The sequence below is a fragment of the Kineococcus sp. NPDC059986 genome (genome assembly GCF_040702905.1).
In the GTDB taxonomy this organism is placed as follows: Bacteria; Actinomycetota; Actinomycetes; order Actinomycetales; family Kineococcaceae; genus Kineococcus.
In genome coordinates this window covers 61,302-87,100 of sequence record NZ_JBFBND010000014.1, presented here as the reverse complement: position 1 = coordinate 87,100, position 25,799 = coordinate 61,302, and the positions used below count along the sequence as shown (strand labels likewise).

The 25,799-nt window shown below is 74.3% G+C and carries 30 protein-coding genes and 1 tRNA gene; 22 read left to right on the top strand and 9 right to left on the bottom strand.

Going from position 1 to position 25,799, the window contains the following annotated elements:
- The first annotated feature begins 55 nt into the window (after window positions 1-55).
- From AB0637_RS12735 to AB0637_RS12710, 6 genes are all read left to right on the top strand, one after another.
- Complete coding sequence (locus AB0637_RS12735; protein ID WP_366172648.1) at window positions 56-634, top strand: YqgE/AlgH family protein; 579 nt, start codon at window positions 56-58, stop codon at window positions 632-634.
- Window positions 635-666: 32 nt separating this feature from the next.
- Entirely contained in the window at window positions 667-978 is a 312-nt protein-coding gene (locus AB0637_RS12730; RefSeq protein ID WP_366172646.1) for a DUF3039 domain-containing protein, read from the top strand.
- 94 nt (window positions 979-1,072) lie between these two features.
- A complete protein-coding gene (locus AB0637_RS12725; RefSeq protein WP_366172707.1) occupies window positions 1,073-2,797 on the top strand; it encodes a DEAD/DEAH box helicase family protein in 1,725 nt (574 codons plus the stop codon).
- A 9-nt stretch (window positions 2,798-2,806) separates the two neighbouring features.
- A complete protein-coding gene (locus AB0637_RS12720; protein ID WP_366172644.1) occupies window positions 2,807-3,262 on the top strand; it encodes an SRPBCC family protein in 456 nt (151 codons plus the stop codon).
- Window positions 3,263-3,297: 35 nt separating this feature from the next.
- Window positions 3,298-3,756, top strand: coding sequence for a tellurite resistance TerB family protein (locus AB0637_RS12715; RefSeq protein WP_366172642.1), 459 nt, complete (start codon window positions 3,298-3,300; stop codon window positions 3,754-3,756).
- Window positions 3,757-3,778: 22 nt separating this feature from the next.
- On the top strand, window positions 3,779-4,498 hold the full coding sequence (locus AB0637_RS12710; RefSeq protein WP_366172640.1) for an RDD family protein: 720 nt from the start codon (window positions 3,779-3,781) through the stop codon (window positions 4,496-4,498).
- Here the strand turns inward: AB0637_RS12710 and AB0637_RS12705 are convergent, their stop codons facing one another.
- Both AB0637_RS12705 and AB0637_RS12700 read right to left on the bottom strand, forming a co-directional pair.
- Window positions 4,499-5,116: a nicotinamidase gene (locus AB0637_RS12705; protein ID WP_366172638.1), complete on the bottom strand. Its 618-nt coding sequence runs from the start codon at window positions 5,114-5,116 to the stop codon at window positions 4,499-4,501.
- Window positions 5,113-6,405: a nicotinate phosphoribosyltransferase gene (locus AB0637_RS12700; RefSeq protein ID WP_366172636.1), complete on the bottom strand. Its 1,293-nt coding sequence runs from the start codon at window positions 6,403-6,405 to the stop codon at window positions 5,113-5,115. Before AB0637_RS12700 ends, AB0637_RS12705 begins: the two co-directional genes overlap by 4 nt.
- 40 nt (window positions 6,406-6,445) lie before the next feature.
- Between AB0637_RS12700 and clpS the strand changes: the two genes are divergently transcribed.
- The 8 genes from clpS to AB0637_RS12660 all read left to right on the top strand — a co-directional run bounded on the left by clpS (window position 6,446) and on the right by AB0637_RS12660 (window position 12,943).
- Window positions 6,446-6,745 carry an ATP-dependent Clp protease adapter ClpS gene (clpS, locus tag AB0637_RS12695; protein WP_366172634.1) on the top strand — a complete coding sequence of 100 codons (300 nt, stop codon included), beginning with the start codon at window positions 6,446-6,448 and terminating at the stop codon, window positions 6,743-6,745.
- Window positions 6,746-7,339 carry a DUF2017 domain-containing protein gene (locus tag AB0637_RS12690; protein ID WP_366172632.1) on the top strand — a complete coding sequence of 198 codons (594 nt, stop codon included), beginning with the start codon at window positions 6,746-6,748 and terminating at the stop codon, window positions 7,337-7,339.
- Window positions 7,336-8,187: a glutamate racemase gene (gene murI, locus AB0637_RS12685; protein WP_366172630.1), complete on the top strand. Its 852-nt coding sequence runs from the start codon at window positions 7,336-7,338 to the stop codon at window positions 8,185-8,187. The genes AB0637_RS12690 and murI overlap by 4 nt, the downstream gene beginning before the upstream one ends.
- 379 nt (window positions 8,188-8,566) lie before the next feature.
- Complete coding sequence (gene rph, locus AB0637_RS12680; RefSeq protein WP_366172628.1) at window positions 8,567-9,307, top strand: ribonuclease PH; 741 nt, start codon at window positions 8,567-8,569, stop codon at window positions 9,305-9,307.
- Entirely contained in the window at window positions 9,304-9,960 is a 657-nt protein-coding gene (rdgB, locus tag AB0637_RS12675) for an RdgB/HAM1 family non-canonical purine NTP pyrophosphatase (RefSeq protein WP_366172626.1), read from the top strand. The genes rph and rdgB overlap by 4 nt, the downstream gene beginning before the upstream one ends.
- A 1-nt stretch (window position 9,961) precedes the next feature.
- Window positions 9,962-11,527, top strand: coding sequence for a molybdopterin-dependent oxidoreductase (locus AB0637_RS12670; RefSeq protein WP_366172624.1), 1,566 nt, complete (start codon window positions 9,962-9,964; stop codon window positions 11,525-11,527).
- Window positions 11,528-11,636: 109 nt separating this feature from the next.
- Window positions 11,637-12,185: an ECF RNA polymerase sigma factor SigK gene (sigK, locus tag AB0637_RS12665; protein ID WP_366172622.1), complete on the top strand. Its 549-nt coding sequence runs from the start codon at window positions 11,637-11,639 to the stop codon at window positions 12,183-12,185.
- Window positions 12,182-12,943 (top strand): anti-sigma factor, encoded by a 762-nt coding sequence (locus AB0637_RS12660; protein WP_366172620.1) that lies wholly within the window; start codon window positions 12,182-12,184, stop codon window positions 12,941-12,943. The genes sigK and AB0637_RS12660 overlap by 4 nt, the downstream gene beginning before the upstream one ends.
- A gap of 1 nt (window position 12,944) precedes the next feature.
- Here the strand turns inward: AB0637_RS12660 and AB0637_RS12655 are convergent.
- Both AB0637_RS12655 and bcp read right to left on the bottom strand, forming a co-directional pair.
- Window positions 12,945-13,026, bottom strand: a tRNA-Leu gene (locus AB0637_RS12655).
- A gap of 12 nt (window positions 13,027-13,038) precedes the next feature.
- On the bottom strand, window positions 13,039-13,515 hold the full coding sequence (bcp, locus tag AB0637_RS12650; protein ID WP_366172618.1) for a thioredoxin-dependent thiol peroxidase: 477 nt from the start codon (window positions 13,513-13,515) through the stop codon (window positions 13,039-13,041).
- A gap of 97 nt (window positions 13,516-13,612) precedes the next feature.
- On the opposite strand from bcp, the gene AB0637_RS12645 reads away from it, so the two are divergent.
- The 6 genes from AB0637_RS12645 (at window position 13,613) to AB0637_RS12620 (ending at window position 17,824) form a co-directional block, all read left to right on the top strand.
- Window positions 13,613-13,903, top strand: a complete 291-nt coding sequence (locus AB0637_RS12645; protein WP_366172616.1) for a DUF3618 domain-containing protein — start codon at window positions 13,613-13,615, stop codon at window positions 13,901-13,903.
- A 33-nt stretch (window positions 13,904-13,936) separates the two neighbouring features.
- Entirely contained in the window at window positions 13,937-14,230 is a 294-nt protein-coding gene (locus AB0637_RS12640) for a co-chaperone GroES (protein ID WP_366172705.1), read from the top strand.
- Between the two features lie 10 nt (window positions 14,231-14,240).
- A complete protein-coding gene (locus AB0637_RS12635; RefSeq protein WP_366172703.1) occupies window positions 14,241-15,566 on the top strand; it encodes a cytochrome P450 in 1,326 nt (441 codons plus the stop codon).
- Window positions 15,563-15,952 (top strand): Rid family hydrolase, encoded by a 390-nt coding sequence (locus AB0637_RS12630; RefSeq protein ID WP_366172614.1) that lies wholly within the window; start codon window positions 15,563-15,565, stop codon window positions 15,950-15,952. The genes AB0637_RS12635 and AB0637_RS12630 overlap by 4 nt, the downstream gene beginning before the upstream one ends.
- 17 nt (window positions 15,953-15,969) lie before the next feature.
- The gene (locus AB0637_RS12625) at window positions 15,970-17,376 is read left to right on the top strand and encodes a GGDEF domain-containing protein (RefSeq protein ID WP_366172612.1); all 1,407 of its coding nucleotides are present in this window, start codon (window positions 15,970-15,972) and stop codon (window positions 17,374-17,376) included.
- Between the two features lie 103 nt (window positions 17,377-17,479).
- A complete protein-coding gene (locus tag AB0637_RS12620; protein WP_366172610.1) occupies window positions 17,480-17,824 on the top strand; it encodes a hypothetical protein in 345 nt (114 codons plus the stop codon).
- Between the two features lie 7 nt (window positions 17,825-17,831).
- On the opposite strand, the gene AB0637_RS12615 is transcribed toward AB0637_RS12620, so the two are convergent.
- Window positions 17,832-18,302, bottom strand: coding sequence for a hypothetical protein (locus AB0637_RS12615; protein ID WP_366172608.1), 471 nt, complete (start codon window positions 18,300-18,302; stop codon window positions 17,832-17,834).
- A gap of 18 nt (window positions 18,303-18,320) precedes the next feature.
- On the opposite strand from AB0637_RS12615, the gene AB0637_RS12610 reads away from it, so the two are divergent.
- Entirely contained in the window at window positions 18,321-19,247 is a 927-nt protein-coding gene (locus AB0637_RS12610) for a LysR family transcriptional regulator (protein ID WP_366172606.1), read from the top strand.
- Here AB0637_RS12610 and AB0637_RS12605 read toward each other — a convergent pair.
- The 3 genes from AB0637_RS12605 to aztD form a co-directional block, all read right to left on the bottom strand.
- Window positions 19,237-20,142, bottom strand: a complete 906-nt coding sequence (locus tag AB0637_RS12605) for an HD domain-containing protein (protein ID WP_366172604.1) — start codon at window positions 20,140-20,142, stop codon at window positions 19,237-19,239. The two genes, AB0637_RS12610 and AB0637_RS12605, sit on opposite strands and share 11 nt — an antisense overlap.
- Before the next feature lie 65 nt (window positions 20,143-20,207).
- Entirely contained in the window at window positions 20,208-21,068 is an 861-nt protein-coding gene (locus tag AB0637_RS12600) for a zinc ABC transporter substrate-binding protein (RefSeq protein ID WP_366172602.1), read from the bottom strand.
- Window positions 21,065-22,324: a zinc metallochaperone AztD gene (gene aztD, locus AB0637_RS12595; protein WP_366172600.1), complete on the bottom strand. Its 1,260-nt coding sequence runs from the start codon at window positions 22,322-22,324 to the stop codon at window positions 21,065-21,067. Before aztD ends, AB0637_RS12600 begins: the two co-directional genes overlap by 4 nt.
- A gap of 143 nt (window positions 22,325-22,467) precedes the next feature.
- Between aztD and treS the strand changes: the two genes are divergently transcribed.
- Window positions 22,468-24,747, top strand: coding sequence for a maltose alpha-D-glucosyltransferase (treS, locus tag AB0637_RS12590; RefSeq protein WP_366172701.1), 2,280 nt, complete (start codon window positions 22,468-22,470; stop codon window positions 24,745-24,747).
- Here the strand turns inward: treS and AB0637_RS12585 are convergent.
- Window positions 24,725-25,759, bottom strand: coding sequence for a LacI family DNA-binding transcriptional regulator (locus AB0637_RS12585; protein WP_366172598.1), 1,035 nt, complete (start codon window positions 25,757-25,759; stop codon window positions 24,725-24,727). The genes treS and AB0637_RS12585 overlap by 23 nt on opposite strands.
- Window positions 25,760-25,799 lie beyond the last annotated feature (40 nt).

Here is a 25,799-nt window from a genome sequence, read left to right as displayed (position 1 = left end):
GAGAACGATTCTCACTACGCCAAGGGGTCGGGTCCGGCGGTGCCATGATGAGCGCGTGAGCGAGACCTCGAGGCTGACGGGGCGCCTGCTGCTGGCGACCCCCTCGCTGACGGACCCCAACTTCTCCCGCTCGGTGGTCCTGGTCCTCAACCACGACGACGACGGAGCGCTCGGCGTCGTCGTCAACCGGCCCCTCGACGTCGACGTCGCCGCCGTCCTGCCGGGCTGGCAGCCGTTCGCCACGGCACCCGGCAAGCTCTTCCAGGGGGGACCCGTCGCCCTCGACTCCGCCCTCGGCCTCGTCGCGGTCCCCGGCGACCGTCCCGACCCGGCCGGTGTCCGGCGCGTCTTCGGGTCGGTCGGTCTGGGGTCGGTCGGGCTGGTCGACCTCGACACGCCGCCGGAGACGATCGTCGACGAGCTGGCCGGGCTGCGGATCTTCGCCGGCTACTCCGGCTGGAGCGCCGCCCAGCTCGAGGGCGAGATCGCCGAGGGCGCCTGGTTCGTGCTGCCGGCCGAGGCCCGCGACGCCTTCAGCGACGCTCCGGAGGCGCTGTGGGGGGACGTGCTGCGCCGCCAGGGCGGTGACCTGGCCCTCGTCGCGAGCTTCCCGCGCGACGTGTCCATGAACTGAGCCCCCCACCGCGGACAAGTACGCTTGCGGGCATGAGCTCGCCGACCGACGACCCGTTCCAGACCCAGCCCACGGCGCCCGCGGCTCCGTCGCGCACGGCGGTGCTGGACCGCGAGGAGCAGGTCGAGGAGCAGGCGGCCCCGGGGGACCACGAACGCTTCGCGCACTACGTGAAGAAGGAGAAGATCATGGAGTCCGCTCTCTCGGGCGACCCCGTGATCGCTTTGTGCGGCAAGGTGTGGGTGCCGGGCCGGGACCCGAAGCGGTTCCCCGTCTGCCCCACCTGCAAGGAGATCTACGAGTCCCTGTCCGGTGGCGGCAAGGGCGGGGACGACAAGTCCTGACGTGAGCACGACGGACCACGAACCCCAGCTCGCCCTCTCCGACACCGTCCCCGGCCCCGTCGTCGACGCCCCCGGCGTCCCGGCCGCCCGCCCCCTGCGGGCGTGGCAGAACGCGGCGCTGGAGCGCTACTTCGACCCCGCGCGCGAGGAACCGGCCGACTACCTCGTCACGGCGACCCCGGGCGCGGGCAAGACGACCTTCGCCCTCGCCCTGGCCCGCCGGCTGCTCGACACCCGGCGCGTGGACCGCGTCGTCGTCGTGGCCCCGACCGACCACCTGCGGACCCAGTGGGCCGAGGCCGCGCACCGCGCGGGCATCGAGCTCGACCCCACGATGACCAACGCCGTCGGGCCCGTTCGGCCCGACATGAAGGGCTACGTCACGACGTACGCCCAGGTCGCCGGGCACCCGATGCTGCACCGGGCCCGGGCCACCGCCAAGCGCTCGCTCGTGGTCATGGACGAGATCCACCACGCCGGCGACGGGCTGTCGTGGGGCGACGCCGTCTTCGAGGCCTTCGGCGACGCGCGTCGCCGGCTGTCCCTCACCGGGACCCCGTTCCGCACCAAGGTCGACGAGCGCATCCCGTTCGTGTCCTACGTCGAGGACGACTCCCCGGAGTCCGAGGGGGGCCTGCGCAGTGCGGCCGACTTCACCTACGGCTACAAGGACGCCCTCGCCGACGGCGTCGTGCGGCCCGTCGTGTTCGCCGCGTACACCGGGGTCTCGCGCTGGCGGAACTCCGCCGGCGAGGTCGTGGCCGCCTCCCTGTCCGACGCCACGACGAAGTCGGTGGAGTCGCTCGCGTGGAAGACCGCGTTGGACCCGCGCGGCGACTGGGTCCCGCACGTCATCGCCGCCATGGACGAGCGCCTGAACCACCTGCGCGAGCACGGCATGCACGACGCGGCCGGGCTGGTGCTGGCCTCGGACCAGGACGACGCCCGCGCCTACGCCAAGATCGTCCAGCGCGTCACGGGCGAGAAGCCCGTGCTCGTCCTGTCCGACGACCCCAAGGCCTCGCAGAAGATCTCCGAGTTCGCCGAGTCCGACCAGCGCTTCGTCGTCTGCGTCCGGATGATCTCCGAGGGCGTCGACGTGCCGCGCGCGGCCTGCCTGGCGTGGATGACGTCCTACCGGACCCCGCTGTTCTTCGCCCAGGCCGTCGGTCGCGTCGTCCGCTCCCGCGTGCCGGGGGAGTCCGCGACCGTCTTCCTGCCGGCCGTCCGCCCGCTGCTGGCCCTGGCCGCGGAGATGGAGAGCGACCGCAACCACGTCATCCCGCCGCCGGCGTCGGTCTCCTCCGACGAGGTCGACGAGGGCGGGTTGGACCTGCTGCCGCCGCCCGAGCGCGAACCGGGGGAGAAGCAGGAGTACGAGGCCCTCGAGGCGCAGGCCGAGTTCGCCCACGTCCTGCACGGCGGCAAGGCGCTCACCGGAGGGGACCTTCCGCCCGTCAGCGTCGAGGAGGAGGACTACCTCGGGCTGCCCGGGCTGCTCTCGCCCGAGCAGACCGCCGCCCTGCTGTCCCGGCGCGACGCCGAGATCCGCAAGCGGACGGCCCGGCCGGTCGAGGAACCCCACGAGAGCGGGGACGGCGGTCCCGACGAGCCCGAACAGGAGGACGCCGCCTGGCACACCGCGGCGTTGCTGCGCAAGGAGATCCACGGTCTCGTCGGCCGGGTGGCCGCGGGCCGGGCCATGCCGCACGCGTCAGTGTACTCCAAGCTGCGCTCCGCGGTCCCCGGACCGCCGTCGGCGTCGGCGTCCGTCGACGTCCTGCGCAGACGCCGGGACCACCTGCTGTCGATGGTCTAGGTTGCTGAGGTGCCCGAGATCGTCCAGCGGACCATGGTCCGCGCACCCCTCGACGAGGTCTTCGAGATGTCCCTCGACCTCGACGTCGAACGGGTCGCCGGCCGCCGCTACAAGGTGCGCGCCGTCGAGGGGGCGGGCCGGACCAGCGGCCGGATCGCGCTGGGCGAGACGGTGCAGTGGCGGTTGCGGGTCCTCGGGTTCCCGCTGACCCACACCTCCCACATCACCGAGCTCGAGCGGCCCCGCCGGTTCGTCGACGAGATGGCGGCCGGGGCGTTCGCGCACTTCCGGCACGAGCACACGTTCGAGGTCGAGGGGCCGGGCATGACGATCATGACCGACCGGATGTCCTGGCGCTCGCCCGCCGGGGTCCTCGGCACCCTCGCCGACGGGCTCTTCGTGCGGCGCACCCTGCGGCAGCTGCTGACCGACCGCAACTCCGAGATCGTCCGCCGCTTCAGCTGACGGAACCTCAGCGGCCCGGCACCCGTTGCTCCGGCATGGGATTCCTGGACAACCTGAAGAGCAAGGGCCTCCTGGCGGGGGACCAGCTCAAGACCAAGGTCGGGCAGTTCAAGAGCAAGGACTTCGCCGAGGCCAGCATGGCCACCTGCGCGCTCATCGCCGCCGCCGACGGCAGCATCGAGCCCGAGGAGCGGCAGAAGACCGCCGCCTTCATCGGCAGCAACGACGTCCTGTCGGTCTTCAACGCCGGTGACCTGCGCACGTCGTTCGACACGTGGTGCGGCAAGCTCAGCTCGGACTACGACTTCGGCAAGATCGAGGCCCTGCAGGCGGTCGGGAAGCTGCGCAGCAAGCCCGACCAGGCCCGCGCCGTCGTCCAGGTCGGTGTCGTCATCGGCGGCGCCGACGGCGACTTCGACCCCTCCGAGCAGAAGGCCGTCCGCGAGATCTGCCAGGCCGTGGGCATCGACCCGGCCGAGTTCGGCGTGGCCTGAGCACCTGGCAGGCTTCCTCCCCATGAGCACGCCCCCCGGGTGGTACCCCGACCCGTCCGACCCGCGCAGCACCGACCTGCGCTGGTGGGACGGGTCCCGGTGGACCGACCACGTCCACGCCCAGCGGCAGCAGTCCCCGTCGCTGACCAAGGCGCCCACGAACCCCTACACCGGCCCGCAGCAGCGCTACCCGGAGTACCCGCCCTCGCAGTACCCCGCGCCCGGGGTCAAGGCCATCGCGACACCGGACGGCCAGGCGCTGGGCGGGCTGGGGTTCCGGCTGCTGGCCAGGATCGTGGACTACCTCCTCGTCTCGGTCATCGCCACGGTCGCGGGCTGGGCGCCGCTGCAGACGTTGACGGGCCTGATGGACACCGCGGTGCAGTCCCTCATGGCCGGCAACACCCAGGCGTACGTCGAGCAGGTCGGGGTGGCGACGCAGAGCGGCGCCCTGCGGACGTTCACGTTCGTCTACCTCGCGGTCAGCGCGGTCTACACGGTGCTGACCCTGCGGTTCTACGGCGCGACCCCGGGCAAGGCGCTGTTCCGCCTGCGCGTGCGGGACTGGAACCGCCCCGGTCACCCGGGCTGGTTGCAGTGCGTCTCGCGCTGGGTCGGCTGCGACATGCTCGGCCAGATCATCCCGCTGTACCTGCTGCTGGACTTCCTCTGGCCCTGCTGGGACCAGCGCAAGCAGGCCCTGCACGACAAGCTGGCCCGCACGGTCGTCGTCAAGCGCTGATCAGCTCTCCAGCACGGGGTCCCCGATGAGGGTGACCCCGTGCTCGCGCAGTGCGGCCAGGGCCGCGTCCACCGTGGTGGCCGAGATCCCCGCCGTGAGCCCGAGCAGCACCGTCGTCCGGAACCCGGCGCGCGCGGCGTCCAGCGCGGTGGCGCGCACGCAGTGGTCGGTCGCCAGCCCGACGACGTGGACCTCGTCGACCCCGTTGCCCCGCAACCAGTCCGCGAGGCCGGTGTCGAGTTCCCCGCCCTCGGCCGTGACGGTCGTGCAGACCCCCTCGAAGCCGGAGTACGCCGCTGCGTACTGCCCCTTGCGGAACACGGCCTCGACGCGGGAGGTGTCGAGGTCGTCGTGCAGCAGCGCCCCGGTGGACCCGGCGCGGCAGTGCGGGGGCCAGGAGTCGACGAAGTCCGGGGTCTCGGAGAAGTGCGCCCCGGGGTCGATGTGGAAGTCCTGCGTCGCCACGACGTGGTCGTAGTGGATGCCGCGGCCGTCACCGGTGTCGCGGGCCAGCAGCTGGCTGACCGCCCGGGCCACCTCGTCCCCACCGGCGACTGCGAGCGCCCCGCCGGGGCAGAAGTCGTTCTGGACGTCGACGACGACGAGGGCGCGGGTCACCGGGCCACCTCCCGCTCCGAGGTGAGCACCGTCGTGGGGATGGCCGGGTCGCCCTTGGACAGCGCGAGACCGTCCCAGGGCAGGGTCACGACCGCCCGGCGCAGGTGCTCGCGGGAGGCCTGCAGGTCCGGCAGCCCCTCGACGCGCTCGCCGTCGACGACGAGCGGCACCTGCAGGGGCCGGTCGTTGGGTTCGCGCGGCGGGGTGAAGCCGACGCCGAGGACCTCGTCGGTGGCGGTGCCCGTGGGCCGGTGCCGGCGGACGGCGGTCTTGCGGCCGCCCTGGGTCACCTTCGACGTCGAGCGCTTGGCCACGGGCCGGCCCTCGACCTCGACGAGCTTGTAGACGAGCCCGGCCGTCGGAGCCCCGGACCCGGTGACGAGCGAGGTGCCGACGCCGTACCCGTCGACGGGGGCGGCGCGCAGCGCGGCGAGGGCGTACTCGTCGAGGTCGCCGGAGACGACGATGCGGGTCCCGGTGGCGCCGAGGGAGTCCAGCTGCTCGCGGGCCTGGACGGCGAGGACCTCCAGGTCGCCGGAGTCGATGCGCACGGCCCCGAGCTGCGGGCCGGCGACCTCGACGGCCGTGGCGATGCCGGCGGTGATGTCGTAGGTGTCGACGAGCAGCGTCGTGCCGACCCCGAGCGCGTCGACCTGGGCGCGGAAGGCCTCGGCCTCGGTGTCGTGCAGCAGGGTGAAGGCGTGCGCCGACGTGCCCGACGTCGGGATGCCGTAGGTGGCGCCCGCCTGCAGGTTCGACGTCGTGGTGAACCCGGCGAGGTAGGCCGCGCGGGAGGCGGCGACGGCGGCCTGCTCGTGCGTGCGGCGCGAGCCCATCTCGATGAGCGGGCGGTCCCCGGCGGCCTGCACCATCCGGGTCGCGGCGGCCGCGATGGCGCAGTCGTGGTTGAGGATCGAGAGCACGACGGTCTCGAGCACCACCGCTTCGGCGAAGGTGCCGGTGACGGTGAGCAGGGGGGAGCCGGGGAACCACAGCTCGCCCTCGGCGTAGCCCTCGATCGACCCGGAGAAGCGGTACCCGGCGAGCCAGTCGAGCGTGCGCTCGTCCAGGACCCCGTGCAGCCCTGCGAGCAGCGCGGGGTCGAAGGTGAAGTCGCGCACCGCGTCCAGCACGCGGGCGGTGCCGGCCACGACGCCGTAGCGGCGCCCGTCGGGCAGTCGGCGCCCGAAGACCTCGAAGGTGCAGTCGCGGTCGCCGGTCCCGTCGGACAGCGCTGCCTGCAGCATCGTCAGCTCGTAGTGGTCCGTCAGCAGGGCGGTGCTCACCATGCAGGGAATCTCACCACGTCCGGTTGCCTAGACTGCACGGGTGTCCGCCGTCCTGACCGCTCCCACCGAGCTCGAGCGTCCGGAAGCCGACCTCACCACCAGTCCGGACACCCCGTGGGTCACCCTGGTCTGGAACGACCCGGTGAACCTCATGTCCTACGTGAGCTACGTCTTCCGCACGCACTTCGGCTACTCCGAGGCCAAGGCGGAGGCGCTCATGATGGACGTGCACTCCAAGGGCCGGGCCGTCGTGAGCTCCGGGACGCGGGAGTCCATGGAACGCGACGTCGAGGCGATGCACGGCTACGGCCTGTGGGCGACCTTGCAGAAGGACGAGTGAGTGGCCACCTTCCGACGGTCCCGGCACGGCCTGTTCTCCCTCACCCTGCACGTCTCGGAGGCCGACCTCCTCGCCTCCCTGGCGCGTGAGGTCCTCGAGCTCCTCGAGGTGCCCGAACGTCCCGCCCGCCGCGTGGACCCGCTGGCGGCCGAGCTGGGGCTGGAGGACCTGGCGGGCTTCGACGACGTCCCCGACCTCGGCGCGGACGGCCCGACGACGGCACCGGAGGACGAGGTCCTGCAGCGCCTGCTCCCCAACGCCTACGCCGCGGACGACCCGCAGGCCTCGGCGGACTTCCGCCGGTTCACCGAGCGCGGGCTGCGCGAGCGCAAGGCCGCCGCGGCGCGGGCCGTGCTCGCGAGCCTGGACCCCGTCGTGGGGCAGGGCGGACGCGTGCAGCTCGACGCCGACGGCGCCCGCACGTGGCTCGTGGCGCTCAACGACATCCGCCTCGCCCTCGGCACGCGGCTGGGGATCAGCGACGAGCACGACGCCTACGCCGACCTCGCCGAGGACGACCCCGCGCGCTGGGCGTGGGCCGTGTACGACTTCACCACCCACCTCCAGGAGACGCTCGTGAGGTCCTTGTCGTGAGCGGGCTCGTGAGCAGCGGCGACCGCGAACTGCCCATCGGCATCTTCGACTCCGGGGTGGGCGGCCTCACCGTCGCCCGCGCCGTGCTGGACCAGCTCCCGCACGAGTCGGTGCACTACGTGGGGGACACCGCGCACGCCCCTTACGGCCCCAAGCCGATCGCCGAGGTGCGCCGGCTCGCCCTCGACGTCCTGGACCGGCTCGTGGAGTCGGGCGTGAAGATGCTCGTCATCGCGTGCAACTCGGCGTCGGCCGCGATGCTGCGCGACGCGCGCGAGCGCTACGACGTGCCGGTCGTCGAGGTCATCCAGCCGGCCGTCCGCCGGGCCGTGCGCGCCACCCGCAACGGTCGCGTCGGGGTCATCGGGACGCGGGCGACGATCTCCTCGCGCGCCTACGAGGACGCCTTCGCGGCGGCACCGCACCTGGCCCTGACGACGGCGGCCTGCCCGGCCTTCGTGGAGTTCGTCGAACGCGGGGTGACGAGCGGGCCGGAGCTGCTGACGGCCGCGCGGGAGTACCTGGCGCCGGCCATCGCGGCCGACGTCGACACCCTCGTCCTGGGCTGCACGCACTACCCGCTGCTCATGGCGGTGCTGCGCAGCGTCGTCGGGGACGACGTCACGCTCGTCTCCAGCGCGGAGGAGACGGCCTTCGACGTCTACCGCGAGCTGGCGGCCCGCGAGCTGCTGCGGCCCGACGACCTGCCGCAGCCGCGGCACCGGTTCACCTCGACGGGCGACGCCCGCGCGTTCCGCCTTCTGGCGCAGCGGTTCCTGGGGCCCCAGCTGGGACCGCAACTGGTCGACGTCGACGAGACCGGTCCGCTCTACCTCGGCGCACTCTGAGCATCGGCGCCCGCTCGGCCGGCGCCGGGGCGACCGTCCAGCGCGCCGAGGCCGCGACGGCCTGGCTGCGGGCACCGTCGGTGAACTCCAGGACGACGCGGCGCAGGGGCCCGGTGCGGTGCACCGCGGCGACCTCGCGGACCGTCGTGCGGGACAGCGGCCGGGGGCTCCACCGCAGCGGGCGCAGGACCACACCCTCGTGGTCGGCGAGGCCGGTGACGACGCGGTCACCGGGCACCAGTGCCGCCGTCGAACGTCGAGACATGGGGCACAGCATGGACCCCCGCGGGCCCTCGTGGGCGCCCTTTCACCGAACGAGCACGCGTTGCGACGCAGCGTGTTCCGGGCGCGACGTCGAGTGATCGGTCACACTGGAGCCGTGACCGACCAGACCCCCGTCCGCGCCGACGGCCGCGCCGTCGACGAGCTGCGCCCCGTGACCATCACCCGCCAGTGGCTCGACCACGCCGAGGGCAGCGTCCTCGTGGAGTTCGGCCGCACCCGGGTGCTGTGCGCCGCCTCCTTCACCGAAGGTGTCCCGCGCTGGCGCAAGGGGTCCGGGCAGGGCTGGGTGACCGCGGAGTACGCGATGCTCCCGCGCTCGACGAACACCCGCAGCGACCGCGAGTCCGTCAAGGGCAAGATCGGCGGCCGCACCCACGAGATCTCCCGCCTCATCGGCCGGTCGCTGCGCGCCGTCGTCGACACCGCCCAGCTGGGGGAGAACACGGTCGTCCTGGACTGCGACGTCCTGCAGGCCGACGGCGGCACCCGCACGGCCGCGATCACCGGCGCGTACGTGGCGCTCGCGGACGCCGTCTCCTGGGCCCGCGGGCAGGGCATCGTCAAGGCCTCCCGGCAGCCGCTCACGGGGTCGGTCTCGGCCATCAGCGTCGGTGTCGTCGACGGGGTGCCCGTCCTGGACCTGCCCTACGTCGAGGACGTGCGCGCCCAGACCGACATGAACGTCGTCGTGACGGGTGACGGGAAGTTCGTCGAGGTCCAGGGCACGGCCGAGGGAGCGCCGTTCGACCGCGCCGAGCTCGACGCGCTCCTCGACCTGGCCCTGGTCGGGACGAGCAGACTGGCTGCGCTGCAGGCCGAGGCGCTCGCCCGATGAGCACCCGCGTCGTGCTCGCCACCCGCAACGCGCACAAGGTGGGGGAGCTGCGGGCCGTCCTGGCCCCGCTGCTGCCGGACGTCGAGGTGCTGACGGTCGACGCGTTCGAGGACGTGCCCGAGGTCGCCGAGACCGAGGTGACCTTCGCGGGCAACGCGCTGCTCAAGGCGCGCGCCGTCGCGGCCGCCACGGGCCTGCCCGCCATCGCCGACGACTCCGGCATCGCCGTCGACGTCCTGGGCGGGGCGCCGGGGATCTTCTCGGCCCGCTGGGCCGGCCGGCACGGGGACGACGTCGCGAACCTCGAGCTGCTCCTCGCGCAGATCGCCGACGTCCCCGCCGAGCACCGGGGTGGCGCCTTCGTCTGCGCCGCGGCGCTCGCCCTGCCCGACGGGACGAGCGCCGTGCGGGAGGGACGCTCGCGCGGGACGATCACGACGGCCCCCGCCGGTGCCGGCGGGTTCGGCTACGACCCCGTCTTCCTGCCCGAGGGGGCGACCCGGACCCTGGCCGAGCACACGCCCGAGGAGAAGAACGCGATCAGCCACCGCGGGCGCGCGTTCCGGGCCCTGGCCCCCGTCGTCGTCGAGGCGCTGGAAGGCCGACGGGAGGCCGGACCCATCCACGACGGGTCCGGCTCCGAAGAAGCCTGACGTGGGGGTGGACGGAACACCACGGGCGGACGAGCCGGAGGGGAACGTCCGGGCTGGACGGCTGCTGGCCGCCTGGTCCGGGGTGCTCGCCGCCGCCCTCACCCTCGGCGTGGGGCAGGTGGCCGCGGGGATCGTCTCCCCGTCGGCCGCTCCCCTCGTCGTCGTGGGCGACGCCGTCGTCGACCGCGTGCCGGCCCCGGTCAAGGAGTGGGCGATCCGGTCGTTCGGCACGTCCGACAAGACGGTGCTCCTCGCCACGACCGCGGTCCTCCTCGTGCTCGTCGCCGCGGGCGCCGGGCTTCTCGCGCGGCGCCGGCTGCGCGCCGGGGTGGCCGTCGTCGTCGCGCTGGGCGCGGTCGGGGTCCTCGCGGCGGTCACGCGTCCCGACGCGACCGCCCTGACCCCGCTGCCCTCGCTGCTCGGCACCCTCGCCGGCGCGTACGCCCTGACGTTGCTGGTCCGGCGGGTGGTCCGCACCGCCCCGGGCGCGACCGACCCCGCCCGCCGCGCCCTGCTGCTCGGCGGGACCGCGGCGGCCGCCGCCGTCACCGGGGGCGGGGGCCAGGCGCTCGTGGCGGCCCGCAGCGCGGAGATCTCCCGCGACCGGGTCGTGCTGCCCGCGCCCGCGGACCCCGCGCCCGCCCTCCCCGCGGGGATCGACCCCGCGGCCGACGTCGCCGACGGCCTCACGCGCTACGCCACCCGGACGGGCGACTTCTACCGGATCGACACCGCGCTCGTGGTTCCCGACCTGCGCGCCGAGGACTGGTCGCTGCGCGTGCACGGCCTCGTCGAGCGCGAGGTCACCCTCGACTTCGCGACGCTGCTCGCGAAACCGCTGCGCGAGCGCTGGGTCACGCTGACGTGCGTCAGCAACGAGGTCGGCGGCGACTACGTCGGCAACGCGCGCTGGCTCGGGTACCCCGTCGCCGACCTGCTCGCCGAGGCCGGTGTCCGGCAGGGCGCCGACATGGTCTACGCCACGAGCACCGACGGGTTCACCCTGTCCGCGCCCCTGGCCGAGCTGACCGACGGCCGCGACGCGCTCCTGGCCGTCGGCATGAACGGGGCGCCGCTGCCGCGCGAGCACGGGTTCCCCGTCCGGCTCGTCGTCCCGGGCCTGTACGGGTACGTCTCGGCCTGCAAGTGGGTCACCGACCTCGAGCTGACGACGTTCGCGACGAAGACCGCGTACTGGACCGACCGCGGTTGGGCCGAACGCGGCCCGGTGAAGACGGCCTCGCGCATCGACGTCCCCCGCGCCTCGGCCACCGTGCGCCGGGGCCGCGTCCCCGTCGCGGGGGTCGCCTGGGCCCAGCACCGCGGCATCTCCCGCGTGGAGGTGCGCGTCGACGAGGGGGAGTGGCAGCAGGCCCGGGTCCTGCCCGCCGCCTCGGCCGACACCTGGTGCCAGTGGGTCTTCTCCTGGGACGCCCGGGAGGCCGGCACCCACTCCCTGCAGGTGCGGGCGACCGACGGGACGGGCACCCCGCAGACCGACGTCGTGGCCGCACCGGTCCCGGACGGGGCCAGCGGGTACCCCTCCGTGTCCGTCACCGTGGAGTGACGACGTGGAGTGACGAGAGGGAGTGACGACGGTCACACCATCCGACGACGCATCGGCGTCGAACTCCTCCTGACAGACGGAGGGGAGGGGGTGTGCCATCGTGACCACGATGACCACCACCACCGAGGACGCACTGGTGGCCGCAGCCCGCGGCGACCAGCACGCCTTCGCGTCGTTCTACGACGCCACCGCGGGGGCGGTCCACGGCACGGTGCTCCGGGTCCTGCGCGATCCGGCGCAGTCCGAGGAGGTCGTGCAGGAGGTCTTCCTCGAAGCGTGGCGGACGGCGGCGCGGTTCGACCCGGCGCGGGGGACAGCTCGCGCGTGGGTCGTCACGATGGCCCACCGACGTGCCGTCGACCGGGTGCGGTCGGCCCAGGCCAGCACCCTGCGGGACGAGAAGGCGGCACTGCGTGAGGTGCCCCCCTACGACAGCGTGAGCGAGGAGGTGGAGGACGTGCTGGAAGCCGACGAGGTGCGCCGGGCGCTGACCTCGCTCACCCCCGTGCAGCGCCAGGCCATCGACCTCGCCTACTACGGCGGGCGCACCCACCGGGAGATCGCCGAGGACCTGCAGCTCCCGCTGGGCACCGTCAAGACGCGCCTGCGCGACGGGCTCATCCGGTTGCGCGACGCGTTGGGGGTGGGGGACCGGTGAACGCCAGGGACGAACGACGGGACGACCCCCTGCTCGCCGGTGCCTGGGCGCTGGACGCCCTCGACGACGACGAACGCGCCGCCTTCGAGGACCGCCTGGCGACCCACCCCGACGAACGCGCCGACGCGGACGCGTTGCGGGAGACGGCGTCCCGGCTGGCCGCGGGTACGCCGCCGCCGCCGCGCCTGCGGTCCGCGGTGCTCGCCGCCCTCGCCACGACTCCTCAGGAACGCCCTGCCGCGGACCGGCCCGCACCCGTCGTGGACCTGCGCACCGAACGCGCCCGTCGGCGGGGCCCGTCGCGCTGGAGCGCGCTCGTGGCCGCGGCGGGGATCGTCGTCGGTGCCGTCGGCGTCGGGGTGGGTGTCGGTGTGGCCAACCGGTCCGGCGACACCGTCGTGAGCGCCCAGCAGGTCGCCCGCCAACGCATCACCGACCTGCTCGCCACCCCGGGGGCACGGGTCTCGACCGTCGCCGCGACCGACGGTGGCACCGCGACGCTCGTCCAGGCCGACGGCCGGATCGGGGTGGTGACGTCCGGGTTGCCCGAGCCCGGCAGCGGGCGCGACTACCAGTTGTGGCTGGCGGACGGCGACGCCCTGACGTCGGCGGGGATGCTCCACGTCACGTCGGCGGGGGGTTCGGCCGTCGTCGTGCCGGCCGGTGCCGCGACGGGCGTCGGGATCTCGGTGGAACCCGCCCGCGGGTCGAAGCAGCCGACGACGACGCCCGTGGTGTTCACGCCCCTGACCGTGTGAGTGCGGGAGAAGGGACTCGAACCCTCACGCCCGGAGGCACAGGAACCTAAATCCTGCGTGGCTGCCAGTTACACCACTCCCGCTCGGGCGCCAGACTACTGGTCGACCCCGAGGTCCTTCCGGAGCTTGGCCACGTGACCCTTGGCCCGCACGTTGTACTGCGCGAGTTCCACGACGCCCTGCGGGTCCACGACGACCGTCGAGCGGATCGTGCCCACCGACGTCCGGCCGTAGTTCGTCTTCTCGCCCCACGCGCCGTACGCCTCGAGCACCGCGTGGTCGGGGTCGGACAGCAGGGGGAACGTGATGCCGTCCCGTTCGGCGAAGGCCGCGAGCTTCTCGACGCCGTCCTTGGAGATCCCCACGACGGTGTACCCCGAGGCGTTCAGTGCGTCGAGGGAGTCGCGGAAGTCGCACGCCTGCGTCGTGCAGCCCGGGGTCATCGCGGCCGGGTAGAAGTACACGACGACCCGTTCGCCGACGGTCAGCAGGTCCTTCAGCGCCACCGTCGAGCCGTCGTGGGCGGTCAACGTGAAGTCGGGGGCGGGGTCTCCGGGCACCAGACGCGTCATGGACCGCGACCCTAACCCCCGCGCGAGCCCCCGCAGGAGGAGGCACTCCTTCTCCGGTACGGTTCCGGGGACGTCCAGAGGAACACAGGAGGTGGCCGTGGCGGCCAGCGACGGCAAGGCCGAGATCACGACCAAGGACCCGCGCGCCCTCGAGCGCGAGGTGGAGGCGCGGCGCGCGGCGCTCGCCGGCACGATCGACGAGCTCACCGACCGGCTCGCGCCGAAGACCATCGCGCAGCGTTCGCTGGTGCAGGTGCGCGGCCGGGTCCAGTCCTTCGCGTTCGACCACCGGGGCGGCCTGCGCGTCGAGCGCGTCGCCGCCGTCGGTGTCGCCGTCCTCGGCGTCACGACGTTCGTGGTCGTCCGCGCGGTGCGCAAGCGCCGCTGACCCGTGAGCACCCCCGACCAGCTGCCCGTGCGGATGCTGCACGACCGCGTCCTCGTCCTGCCGGACGACGCGGCCGAGCGCAAGTCCTCCGCCGGCATCCTCATCCCGGCCACGGCGGCCGTCGGCAAGCGGCTGTCCTGGGCCGCCGTCGTGGCCGTCGGTCCGCACGTGCGGCAGGTCGCGACGGGGGACAAGGTGCTGTTCGACCCCGAGGAGAAGGCCGAGGTCGAGCTGCACGGCAAGGGCTACACCCTGCTGCGCGAACGCGACCTGCACGCCGTCGCGGCCCCGGACGAGGCCGCGGGCCGCACCGGTCTCTACCTCTAGGCCCGGACCGCTGAACCGCTACTCCCCGCTCGACGTCGGCGGCCCCTCGCCGCTCGACATGGTGCGCGCGGTCCCGCGCATCCTGCGGGCCCCGCACCTGTTCCTCACCGAGGTCACCGCACGGCACGGCGCGGCCGCCGCGATCCCGTTGCCGCGCACCCCGGTCCTCGTCCTCGCCGATCCGGCCGGGGTCCGGCGCGTCCTCGTGGAGAACGCCCGCGCGTACGGCAAGGCCACGATCCAGTACAACGCCCTGGCCACCGTCACCGGGCCCGGTCTGCTGGCCGGGGACGGGCAGCGCTGGCGCACCCACCGCCGGGTCGTGCAACCCGCCTTCCACCACGCCGGCCTGCGCGACGTCGCCGGCCACGCCGTGCACGCCGGCCGCCGGCTCGCGGCCGAGGCCGACGCGCTGGCCCCCGGGCGGCCCCTGGAGGTCCTCGACGCCACGTCGCGCGCCGGGCTCGAGGTCGTCGGGCACACCCTCGCCGCCGCGGACCTGTCCCAGGACGCACCGCTGCTCGTCGCCGCCGTCGGCCGGGCCCTCGAACTCGTCGTCCGCCGCGCCGCCAGCCCCGTGCCCGGGACCTGGCCCACCCCGTCCCGCGCCCGCCTGGCGCGCGAGGTGGCGGCCGTCGACGACGTCTGCGCCCGCATCCTCGCCGACCGGACGCGGCGGTCGCTGGAGGACCCGCGCGACCTCGTCGGGCTCATGCTCGCCGCCGGGATGGACGACCGGCAGGTGCGCGACGAACTCGTGACGTTCGTCGTGGCCGGCCACGAGACGGTCGCCAGTTCGCTCACGTGGACGCTGGACCTGTTGTCCCGCAACCCCTCCGCCCTCGCGCGGGTGCACGCCGAGGTCGCCGCCCTCGACGCGGAGCCCGGCTGGGACGACCTGCCGCGACTGCCGTACCTGCGGGCCGCCGTCGACGAGGCCCTGCGGCTGTACCCGCCGGCGTGGGTCATCACCCGGCAGGCCCTCACCGACGACGTCGTCGCCGGGGTCGACGTCCCCGCGGGCACCCTCGTCATCGTCTGCACGTGGGCCCTGCACCGCGACCCCGCCCTGTGGGAGGACCCGACGGCGTTCCGGCCCGACCGCTTCCTCGAGCCCGCCCGCCGCGACCACTACGTCCCCTTCGGCGCCGGGCCGCGCCTGTGCATCGGGCGCGACCTCGCCCTCGTCGAGGAGGTCCTCGTGCTCGCCACGCTCCTGCGCACCCACACCGTCCGCCCCGCCGGACCCCCGCGGCCCGTCGACGCGCTCGTCACCCTCCGCCCGCGCGGCGGACTGCCCCTGCGCGTGGAGCGCCTGCCAGGCTCACGCCCGTGAAAGAGACCTTCGTCTTCAGCCCCGACGACGGCGTCCCGCCGCAGGTCGGACCGTTCGCCCACGCCACCCGGCTCGGTGACCTCGTCTTCGTCACCGGGCAGATGCCCACCGACCCCGCGACCGGGCTCCTCGTCGAGGGCGGGGTCGTCGAGCAGGCCGAGCAGGTGCGGGCCAACCTCACCGCCGTCCTGGCCCAGCTGGGCCTCACCCTCGACGACGCCCTCCAGGTCCGCGTCTACCTGACGCGCTTCGAGGAGGACTTCGCCGCGTTCAACGAGCGGTACCGGACCTGGTTCGCCGGGCCGCTGCCCGCCCGCACCACCGTCGGGGTCACCGGCCTCGCCGTCGGAGCCCTCGTGGAGATCGACCTCATCGCCGGACGGTAGGTGCCGATGGAACGGGTGTGACGCGCACCCGCCCGGTGGCCCGCGCCGCCGCCGCCGTCGCGGTGGTCGCCGGCCTGGTGCTCGTCGACGGCTGGGGACCGGCCTGGACGCAGGCCGTCGCGGCCGTCGCCCCCGCCGGCCTCGCGTTCCTCGTCGCCGCCTCCCGCCTGCGCCGACGGCCCGCCGCCCTGCGCACGGCGTGGCACCTGCAGGCCGCCGGGGTGCTCGCCCTCGCCGTCGGCTACGCCGTCTTCCAGTTCGCGCTCCTGCTCGGCGGCACGCCCGGGTTCACGCTCCCGGCCGAACCCTTCTTCCTCGCGGGCGCCGTCCTGGTCACGGCGTGGATGGTGCTGCTCAACCGCGGCACGCGCGACCGCGCGGCCACCGTCGACGCCGGCGTCGCCGTCACGGGCCTGGGGGTCGCCGTCACCGCCCTGCTGCTGCGCCCGGCGCTCGCCGGCGACCCCGACCCCGTCCAGATCGCCTTCACCGCGCTGTACCCCGTGCTGGACCTGGCCGGGCTCGGCCTGCTGCTGCGGTTGCGGCTCTCGGGGCGGGCGCCGACCCGCCCGGCGCAGCTGCTCGCGGCGTCCTGGGCGTGCCTCCTGTTCGGCGACAGCGCCTTCGCGGCGCTGGTGGCCGTGCTGCCCGTGGACGTGCGGCCCTGGCTGGGGCTGCCGTTCCAGCTGGCCCTGCTGCTCATGGCCGCGGCGCTGGCCCTGCCGCGGTCGGACGACCTGGGGACGGGGCTCCCGCAGGCGCGCCCCTGGTCCCGCACGCACTGGGTCGTCGTCGGCGGGGCGGCGTGCCTGCCGCCCGCCGTGCTGCTGGTCCAGGGCGTCGCCGGTGTCCCCGTGGACTGGCTGGTCACGGGCGTGGGTGGGCTCGTCCTGTCCGCGCTCGCGGTGAGCCGCGTGCACCACGCCGTCGGGCGGGTCCAGCAGCAGGCGCAGGCGCTGGCCCGGCTCGCCCGCACGGACGAGCTCACCGGTCTGCCGAACCGGCGCAGCTGGGACGCCGAGCTGCGCCGCGCCGTCGACGACGGCGGGGCGGTGGCCGTGGCGCTGCTCGACCTCGACCACTTCAAGCGGCTCAACGACACCCACGGACACGCCGCGGGTGACGCGGTGCTGCGGGCCGCCGCCGAGGCCTGGCGCTGCGCGCTGCCGGCGGACGCCGTCCTGGCGCGGCACGGCGGGGAGGAGTTCGCGCTGCTCCTGCGCGGTGACCTGGTCGCCGCGGCCGACGTCCTCGCCGACCGGCTGCGCGGGGTCTGCCCGGCCCCGCAGACCGTCTCCGTCGGACTGGCCGTCCGGTGGCCGGGGGAGGACCCGGCCGCGCTCATGGGGCGCGTCGACGCCGCCCTCTACCGCGCCAAGGCCACCGGCCGGGACCGCGTCTGCAGCGCTGCGCCGACCGGGTGATCTAGAAGTTCCCGGTGCCCGAGGGCTCAGTGCCGGACTCCGGGCGGCCGATCCATGACCCACGACCCGTCCGGGTCGCGCTCCGCAGGTCGAGGAGGACACCGTGAAGCCGCTGCACCAGGTCCTGCGGGACCTCGAGTTCGCCGCCCACCAGGGCACCCTGACGCCGTCGTTCCTGGACTCCTACGCGCGCCGGAACGGGGAGAAGGTCCTGGCCCTGTACGGCCTCGCCGCCCGGCACGAGCTGACCATCGCCCACGAGGAGGGTCGCAACGACCACCTCGCCGTGGAGAAGGAGTGGCACTCCTTCGTCGACGCCGCCGCGGTCGAGCGCGCCCTCGACGCCCGCAGCGCGTCGGTGGTCCGCAGCGTCCGGGACGCCGCCGACGACGGGCGCCCCGCGAGCCTGCGCAAACGCGGGCGCGCGTCGTTCTACCCCGTGGTCTGACGCTCCGTCAGGGCATCTCCATCGTCTCGGCGCGGCGGACCTCCGCCAGCGCCGCGGCGAGGGCCCGGCCGAGCGGACGCCCCGGACCCGTGGCGAGGTCGTGCACGAGCAGCAGCGAGTGCTGCAGCACGAGCGCGTGACCGAGGCGGGGCAGCTCCTCGGGGTCGGGGTGCTCCCCGAGCGCGGCGACGAGCACGACGACGAGGATCCGCGGGTCCACACCGCCCCACCAGGCGGCGCCGCGGGCGGTGCCGGCCACGACGTCGCGCACGTCGTCGGCGTCGAGGCCGTCGGGGTGTCGCTCCTCGAGCGCTTGCCGCAGGACCCAGCCCAGGACGACGCGGGCCTGTTCGGCGTCGAAGCCCGCGAGGTCGGTGGACGCCGCGGCGAATCCGTCGGCGTCGGCCCGGGCGACCGCGTCGACGGCGCGCGTCACGAGCCGGGTCAGCAGGGTCGGGTCGGCAGGGGCGGGGCTCACCTGCCTACCCTGCCCGACGTGCCCCTCGACCGCGTGCCCGACCTCACCGCGCTGCGCCTGCTCGTCGCGGTGGTGGAGACGGGGTCCATCGGTGCGGGCGCGCGGCGGGTCGGCATGACCCAGCAGGCGGCCTCGGACCGGTTGCAGGCCGTGGAGTCCCAGGTGGGCGTCACCCTGCTGCACCGCGGCCGGCAGGGGTCGCGCCCCACGGAGGCGGGGACGCTGCTGACGGGGTGGGCCACCCGGTTGCTCGAGGTCGCCGAGGAGGTCGCCGAGGGCATCGGGACGCTGCGCGGCGACCGGACGGCGCCCCTGCGGGTGGCCTCGAGCATGACGGTCGCGGAGCACCTCCTGCCCCGCTGGCTGCTCGCGCTGCGGCACCGCACGCAGGTGGCGGGGGCCCCGCCGCAGCCCGTGGAACTCCTGGCCACCAACTCGGTGCGCGTGCTCGCCGCCGTCGCGCAGGGACAGGCGGACCTCGGGTTCGTCGAGGGTCCCGACGTCCCGCGCGGGGTGCGCAGCCGGGAGGTGCAGCGCGACCACCTCGTCGTCGTGGTCGCCCCCGGCCACCCCTGGACGCGCCGTCGTCGTCCCGTGACGGCCGCCGAGCTCGCGGCGACCCCGCTGGTCTCGCGCGAGACCGGCTCCGGCACGAGGGACGTCCTCGAACGGGCGCTCGCGGTGCAGGGACTCGCCCCCGTGCCGCCGGCCGTCGAGCTGACGACGGCGACGAGCGTCCGTGAGACGGTCCGGGCGGGCACGGGGGTGGCGGTCCTCAGCCGGCTCGCCGTGGCCGACGACGTCGACGCGGGACGCCTGCGCACCGTCGACGTGGAGGGTCTCGACCTCAGCCGGGCGCTGCGCGCGGTGTGGACGGGAGCGGCCCGGATGGCGCCGGGACCGGCGCGGGAACTCCTCGGCATCGCCGGGACCCTCACCCCGTGAGACGTCCCCGCCGGACGATCCACCGGTCGGCCGGGACGGGCGGGAGTTCGCCGCCGAGGGGCCAGGGCCTCCCGTCGACCTCGGGCGGGTCGAGGTAGAGGCGCGTCGTCCGGTGCAGGACGGCTCCCGGCGCCGGTGCGTCGACGACGGTCCACGCCCCCGGGTCGCGGCGGAACTCCGCCACCGGCTCCCGCGTCGCGGGGTGCGACAGGAGCAGGGCCCAGAACTCGTCGTCCGTCATCCCGGGAACTCCCGGTCCGTCGACGACGGCCGCGGCCCAGTTCCGCACGAGTCCGGTGGCGACGACGTTCGCGGGGGAGGACTGCGACCACGCCTCGTCGACGACGAGACCGGACAGCACGTCCGCGGTCGCCGCGTCGCACGTCACCGCACCGTCGATCCAGGAACATCCCGCGAGGAGTTCGGCCGGATCGACCGCGCGGCCGCGGACCCGGGCGCTGCGGGCGTAGGAGTCCAGGTGGTCGAGCGTCATGAGCCCGGGGCGGCGGCGTTCGACGGGAACGGTCCCGTGCCGTCCGAGGACGGGCCGCAGTTCCGCCCGCCGACGCCGTCCGAGCTCGTGGTGGTCGAGTCCCGACAGTCCTTCCGCGGTGTGGCTCAGCGGCAGGTGCCCGATGTCGTGCAGCAGCGCCCACGCCCTCGCCGCGTGGTCGTCGGGGGCGACGTGCGCGGTGAGGGCGAGGACGCCGAGGGAGTGCTCGAGGCGGGAGTACGACTGGGTGGTCACGGCGGCCGCCGCGCCGGCGTGCACGACGAACTGCAACCGCCGCACCCACCAGCACCGCAGCAGCTCCCGTTCCACCGGGGTGAGGACCACCGTGACGCCCCACAGCGGGTCCCGGTACGTCCCGTCCACGGCGAGGGTGTCGGTCACGACCTCAGTCTGGACCCGGCGCTCCAACTCGAGCAGTTCAGTCCGAGCAGTTCAGTCCGAGCAGTTCAGTCCGAGCAGTTCAGTCCGGTCCGCAACGCCTCGAGGTTCTCGCGCATCAGCGAGAGGTAGTCCTCGCCCTCCTCGACGCGTTCGACGGGGTGCAGGACGGCGGTCCGCACGCCGAGGTCGCGGGCGAGCTTGCCGGCCACCGCGGGGTTCGCCGTCTCCTCGAAGAAGACGGTCGTCACGGAGTTCTCGCGCGCGACCTCCAGGACGTCCCGGACGCGGGCGGGGGAGGGTTCCACCTCCGGGTCGACGCCCGCGATCCCGATCTGCCGCAACCCGTACCGCCGCGCGAGGTACCCGAACGCCTCGTGCGAGGTGACGAGCGCGGCGTCCCGGCACCCGCCGAGGGCGGCGGCGTAGTCGGCGTCGAGGCGTTCCATCTCGTTCGCGAACCGGTCCGCGCCCGCGCGGTACTGCGGGGCCCCGTCGGGGTCGACCTCGGCGAGGCCGTCGGCCACGTCGTGTCCGAGCGCGGCCATCCGGAGCGGGTCGAGCCAGAAGTGCGGGTCCCGGTCGTCGTCGGCGTACCGCGCGGCGTCGACGAGGTGCCGCGGCGGCCTCGCGCCGAGGGCGTCGTCGACGGCGGGTTGGAGTCCGCTCAGGTGCACGACGACGTCGGCGTCGACCATCTCGGCCACCTGCCGGGTCGAGACCTCGGTGCCGTGGCTGTCGTCCCCGGCAGCCAGGACGCTGCTCACCGCCGCCCGGTCCCCGGCCACGGCGGCGGCCGTGAACTGCAGGGGGTGGGACGTGGTCACCACGCTCACCCCGTCCTCCCCGCCGGGCTGCGGGTCCGAGGATCCGCAGCCCGCGAGGAGGACGAGGGCGAGCGCGCCGCCGACCAGCGGCGCGGACCTCACTCGGTGACCTCGCCGGGGACGGCCGTCAGCTCGTTCGGGGTGACCTGCAGCCTGCCGCTGGCGTAGACCTCACCGGTCTCGATGTCGACGGCGTGGATCTCCTGCGTCGCGGGTTCGGTGACGTAGGCCGTGCCGTCCAGCGTGAACACCTGCGGCTGGGGGGCCTGCCAGTCCTCCTGGACCTCCCACGGCGCGACGACGGGCGTGGACCGGGTGACGGTGCCCGCCGCGGTGTCGACGAGGTGCAGCTGCCCGTCGGTGCCGAGCACGACCCCCTCGCCGTTCTCGCCGCGGCCCAGCGAGCGGTACCAGTAGGAGGTCCCGCCGGGCAGGTCGACGAGGCGCAGCGTGGCGTTCGCGGTGTCGATGAGGGAGACGCGCGTCGTCAGGTCGACCTCGGCGTCCGGGTCCGTCTTGTAGTCGCCCAGGACGACCGGGGACTCCTCGGTGCCCCACTGGTTGCCGATGCGGCCGTGGGCGTCGGGGCTCTGCACCTTGGTGATCTGCGTGCCCTGCACGACGAGGACGCCGTCGCTGCAGCCGATGACGACGGTCTCCTGCGCCGCGACGGTTTCGCCGTGGGTGTTCGGGCACTGGTCGTTCGCGGCGACCTCGCGGTCCTGGGCGTCCAGGACGCGGATGCCGGTCCGGGCCTCCTCGGTGCCCTCGGTGACGACGAGCGAACCGTCGCTGCGTTCGACGGCGACGCCGTGGTGGGCGGCCGGGGTGGTGTACGTCCGGGCCTCGCCCTCGGCGACGGCGTCGTGGCCGACGTGCTCGGAGTCGAAGGAGACGACGTCGCCCGTGCCGTCGTCGAACAACGTCGTCCTCCCGGCGTGCCGGACGACGTGGCCCGGCTTCTCGGCCGGGTACACGACACCGGTGTCGTGCGGTGCGGCCGTGTAGAAGTGCGCGTGGTCTCCGTGCGGCTCGCTCCACGCGCCCGCGTCGACGACGTGGAAGCCGCCCGTGGCGGACACCACGACGTGCCGGCCGTCCCCGGCCGGGTTGAGCCGGGTGAAACCGTCGTAGGGCAGGTCGGCCAGCACCTCGAAGGTCGAGGCGTCGAGCACCTGCACCCCGCCGTCGTAGCTGACGGCGACGCGGGCCTTCGCGGCGCCGACCTCGGTGGGGGCCGGGGCGGCCGAGGAGCTCGGGGGAGCGGCCGGGGTCTCCGACGGGCCTGCGCCGCAGGCGCTCAGCAACGTCAGGGAGAGGGGGAGGGCGGTCAGGGACAGCAGGGGACTGCGGCGCACGGTGGACGTCCAACCTGGTCGGGAGCTGTGAACGACCGCACCGTAACACGAGTGAGAACCGTTATCGTCAAGACGCGGGGGACCTCCGGTCGAGAAGCGGGCCCGTCTGTGGTGGGGTGAGGTCCGTGGACGACGACACCGAGATCGCCGAGGCCGAGCCGCTCGAGCACGAGCTGGTCGAGCACGAGCCGAGCGAGATCACCTACGACGAGCAGCGCTACCCCGCGCGACCGCGGTCGCTGCGCCGGCCCCGCCCGCAGGCCCGCCTGCGCGGCACGGACGCGCCGCCCCGGCCGGACGCGGGGGAGGGGCCCGCCGACGGCTCCAACCCCGAGTACGTGCGCTGGCTGCTCGTGCAGTCGATGCTCGCCGACGCCGAGAAGATCAGCCGGCAGTTCTCCGGCAAGGCGAGCATGTGGCAGAACCCGTACGCCAAACCCGACCCGCGTCGCGCCGTCGACACGGCCGCGGTCTGGTTCACGGCGTACCCGATCTCCCTCATCACCCGCCCCGGCCGCTCGTTCCTCGGCTCTCTCGGCGACCCCGACCTCTGGCAGGCGTTCCAGCGCATCGGGATCGACGCGGTGCACACCGGCCCCGTGAAGTCGGCCGGCGGTCTCGACGGCTGGCGCCAGACCCCCAGCGTCGACGGGCACTTCGACCGCATCTCCACCGAGATCGACCCGATGTTCGGGACCGAGGGCGAGTTCCGGCACCTGTGCGAGGTCGCGGCCGACCACGACGGCAGCGTCATCGACGACATCGTCCCCGGGCACACGGGCAAGGGTGCGGACTTCCGCCTGGCCGAGATGGCCTACGAGGACTACCCCGGGATCTACCACATGGTCGAGATCCCGGCCGAGCACTGGGACCTGCTGCCCGACGTCCCGCCGGGGCACGACGCCGCGAACCTCGACGCCGCGTCGGAGGGCGCGCTGTCCGAACTCGGGTTCATCATCGGCCAGCTCCAGCGCGTCATCTTCTACGCGCCGGGCATCAAGGAGACGAACTGGTCGGCGACCCGCGAGGTCGTGGGCGTCGACGGTGTCACGCGCCGCTGGGTGTACCTGCACTACTTCAAGCAGGGGCAGCCGTCGGTGAACTGGCTCGACCCCTCCTTCGCCGGCATGAAGCTCGTCATCGGCGACGCCCTGCACTCCCTGGGGGACCTCGGGACGAGCGCACTGCGCCTGGACGCCAACGGTTTCCTCGGGGTGGAGAAGAGCGTCGAGGGCCCCGCGTGGTCCGAGGGGCACCCCCTGTCCGAGGCCGCGAACCACCTCATCGCCGGCATGGTCCGCAAGGTGGGGGGTTTCACCTTCCAGGAGCTGAACCTCACCATCGAGGACATCCGCGACACCTCCGAGGTCGGCGCGGACCTGTCCTACGACTTCATCACCCGGCCCGGGTGCCAGCACGCCGTCGCCACGGGGGACACCGAGTTCCTGCGGTTGTGCCTGCGCCAGGCCCTGGAACTCGGGGTCGACCCGGCCTCCCTCGTGCACGCGCTGCAGAACCACGACGAGCTCACCTACGAACTCGTCCACTGGGCGACGCGGCACAGCGAGGACGAGTACGAGTTCCGCGGCAGCACGATCACCGGGGGCACGCTCGCCGAGACCATCCGCGCCGACCTCGTCGAGCGGCTCACGGGGGACAACGGCCCCTACAACCTCGTGTTCACGACGAACGGGATCGCCTGCACGAGCGCGAGCGTCATCGCGGCCAGCCGCGGGCACCGCGACCTCGACGCGCTCACCGAGGAGGACGTCGAGCAGATCAAGCGCGCGCACCTCCTCATGGCGATGTTCAACGCCTGGCAGCCCGGCGTCTTCGCCCTCTCCGGGTGGGACCTGCTCGGCATGCTGCCGCTGCCGGTGGAGAGCGTGAAACCCCTGCTGACGTCGGGGGACACCCGCTGGATCGAACGCGCCGGGCACGACCTCATGGGGGTCGCGCCGGAGGCGACGATGTCGGCCTCGGGCATCCCCGTCGGGCGTTCGCTCTACGGGGCGATCCCGGAGCAGCTGCAGGACGAGAACTCCTTCGCCAGCAAGCTGGCCCAGGTCCTGGAGGTCCGCCGCGTCAACCGCATCGCGACCTCGCGGCAGATCGACATCCCGCCGGTGGCCCACCCCAGCATGCTCGTCATGGTCCACGAGCTGGACCCGGCCGACCACGGCGGCCGGACGGCGCTGCAGGTGACGGTGCTGAACTTCGGTTCCGAGACGGTCGAGGGGTCGGTGCGCTCGGAGCACTTCACCCCGCGCGTCCCCGTCGTCGACCTGTCCAACGGCGGCGAGATCGGTTGGGTCGACGACCTCAAGAGCTTCGGCGTCTGGCTCAAGCCGTACGCGGGGCTGTCCCTCCTGCTGCGGGAGAACGAACCCGAGGAGGAGATCAGGCGTCCGGAGGGACGTTGAACGGTGTGACGATCTGGATCGGGGAGGCGCTGCCGGCCAGTTCCGTGCGGGTGTAGGGGGCCTGCAGGAGCATCCGGCACGCCTGCCGGCAGTCGCTGCGCAGGTCGTGGTGGAGCACGGTCGTCAGGTCCCCGCAGCGCAGCAGGGCGGCGTTCTCGCCGTCGAGGTCGTGCGCGACGAACGCGGCGGGCCGGGATCGGACGCGGTCGAAGGCGCGGACGACGGCGCCGTTCCCGCCGGCCCCCGCGCACATCGAGTACACCGCGCGGACCCCGGGACGGTCGGTGAGGACGGCCACCACGGCCTCCTCGAGCACCGCCGGGTCCTGGTCGTCGTCGACGACCGTCAGCACGGGGCGGACCGACCCCTCGAGCTGGGCCAGCGCCGCCTCGAACCCGGCCCACCGCTCCCGGTCGCCGTCCTGCGGTTGCAGACCGCGCACGACGAGGACCGGTTCGGCCGGGTCGGGCACCCACTGCGTCAGGAGGAAGGCCGCCGTGGCCCCGGCCCCGCGGTTGTCGGCCCCCACGTAGCCGCGCCGGCGGCTGCCGGGCAGGTCGCTGGCCAGCGTGACGACGGGGACCTGGGCGGCCGCGAGGCGTTCCACGGCGGCGCGCACGACGGGCAGGTCGGGGGACTGCAGGAGGACGCCCTGGGACCCGGTGCGCAGCACCCGGTCCAGCTCGGCGGCCACCCGGTCCGCGGACGCCCCCGGCGTGGTGTGGAAGCGGGCCCGGACGGTCGCCGGGTGCAGGGCGGGGAGTTCGGCCTCGAGCGCCGTGCGCACGGCGTCGGCGAAGCGGCGCGGGGAGGCCATGACGACGTCGACCATCGCGGTGCGCCCGGTGAGCCGCACCTGCGACTGCTGGCGCTCCAGGTCGGCCACCGCACGGCGCACCTGCTCCACCGTGGCCGCCCGCACGCCGGGCCGCTCGTGCAGGACCCGGTCCACCGTGGCCTCCGACAAGGCCGCCTGCACGGCGATGTCCCGCACGCTGAACTTGCGCCTCACGTGCCGATGCTCCCACGCTCCCGCGCCGATGGTTCGCGCA

Bases quoted from the DNA above. Each gene is read 5' to 3' on its own strand.
- AB0637_RS12730 (WP_366172646.1), top strand. From the start codon at position 667: ATGAGCTCGCCGACCGACGACCCGTTCCAGACCCAGCCCACGGCGCCC.
- AB0637_RS12715 (WP_366172642.1), top strand. From the start codon at position 3,298: ATGGGATTCCTGGACAACCTGAAGAGCAAGGGCCTCCTGGCGGGGGAC.
- AB0637_RS12710 (WP_366172640.1), top strand. From the start codon at position 3,779: ATGAGCACGCCCCCCGGGTGGTACCCCGACCCGTCCGACCCGCGCAGC.
- AB0637_RS12700 (WP_366172636.1), bottom strand. From the start codon at position 6,405: ATGGTGAGCACCGCCCTGCTGACGGACCACTACGAGCTGACGATGCTG.
- rdgB (WP_366172626.1), top strand. From the start codon at position 9,304: ATGAGCACCCGCGTCGTGCTCGCCACCCGCAACGCGCACAAGGTGGGG.
- sigK (WP_366172622.1), top strand. From the start codon at position 11,637: ATGACCACCACCACCGAGGACGCACTGGTGGCCGCAGCCCGCGGCGAC.
- bcp (WP_366172618.1), bottom strand. From the start codon at position 13,515: ATGACGCGTCTGGTGCCCGGAGACCCCGCCCCCGACTTCACGTTGACC.
- AB0637_RS12640 (WP_366172705.1), top strand. From the start codon at position 13,937: ATGCTGCACGACCGCGTCCTCGTCCTGCCGGACGACGCGGCCGAGCGC.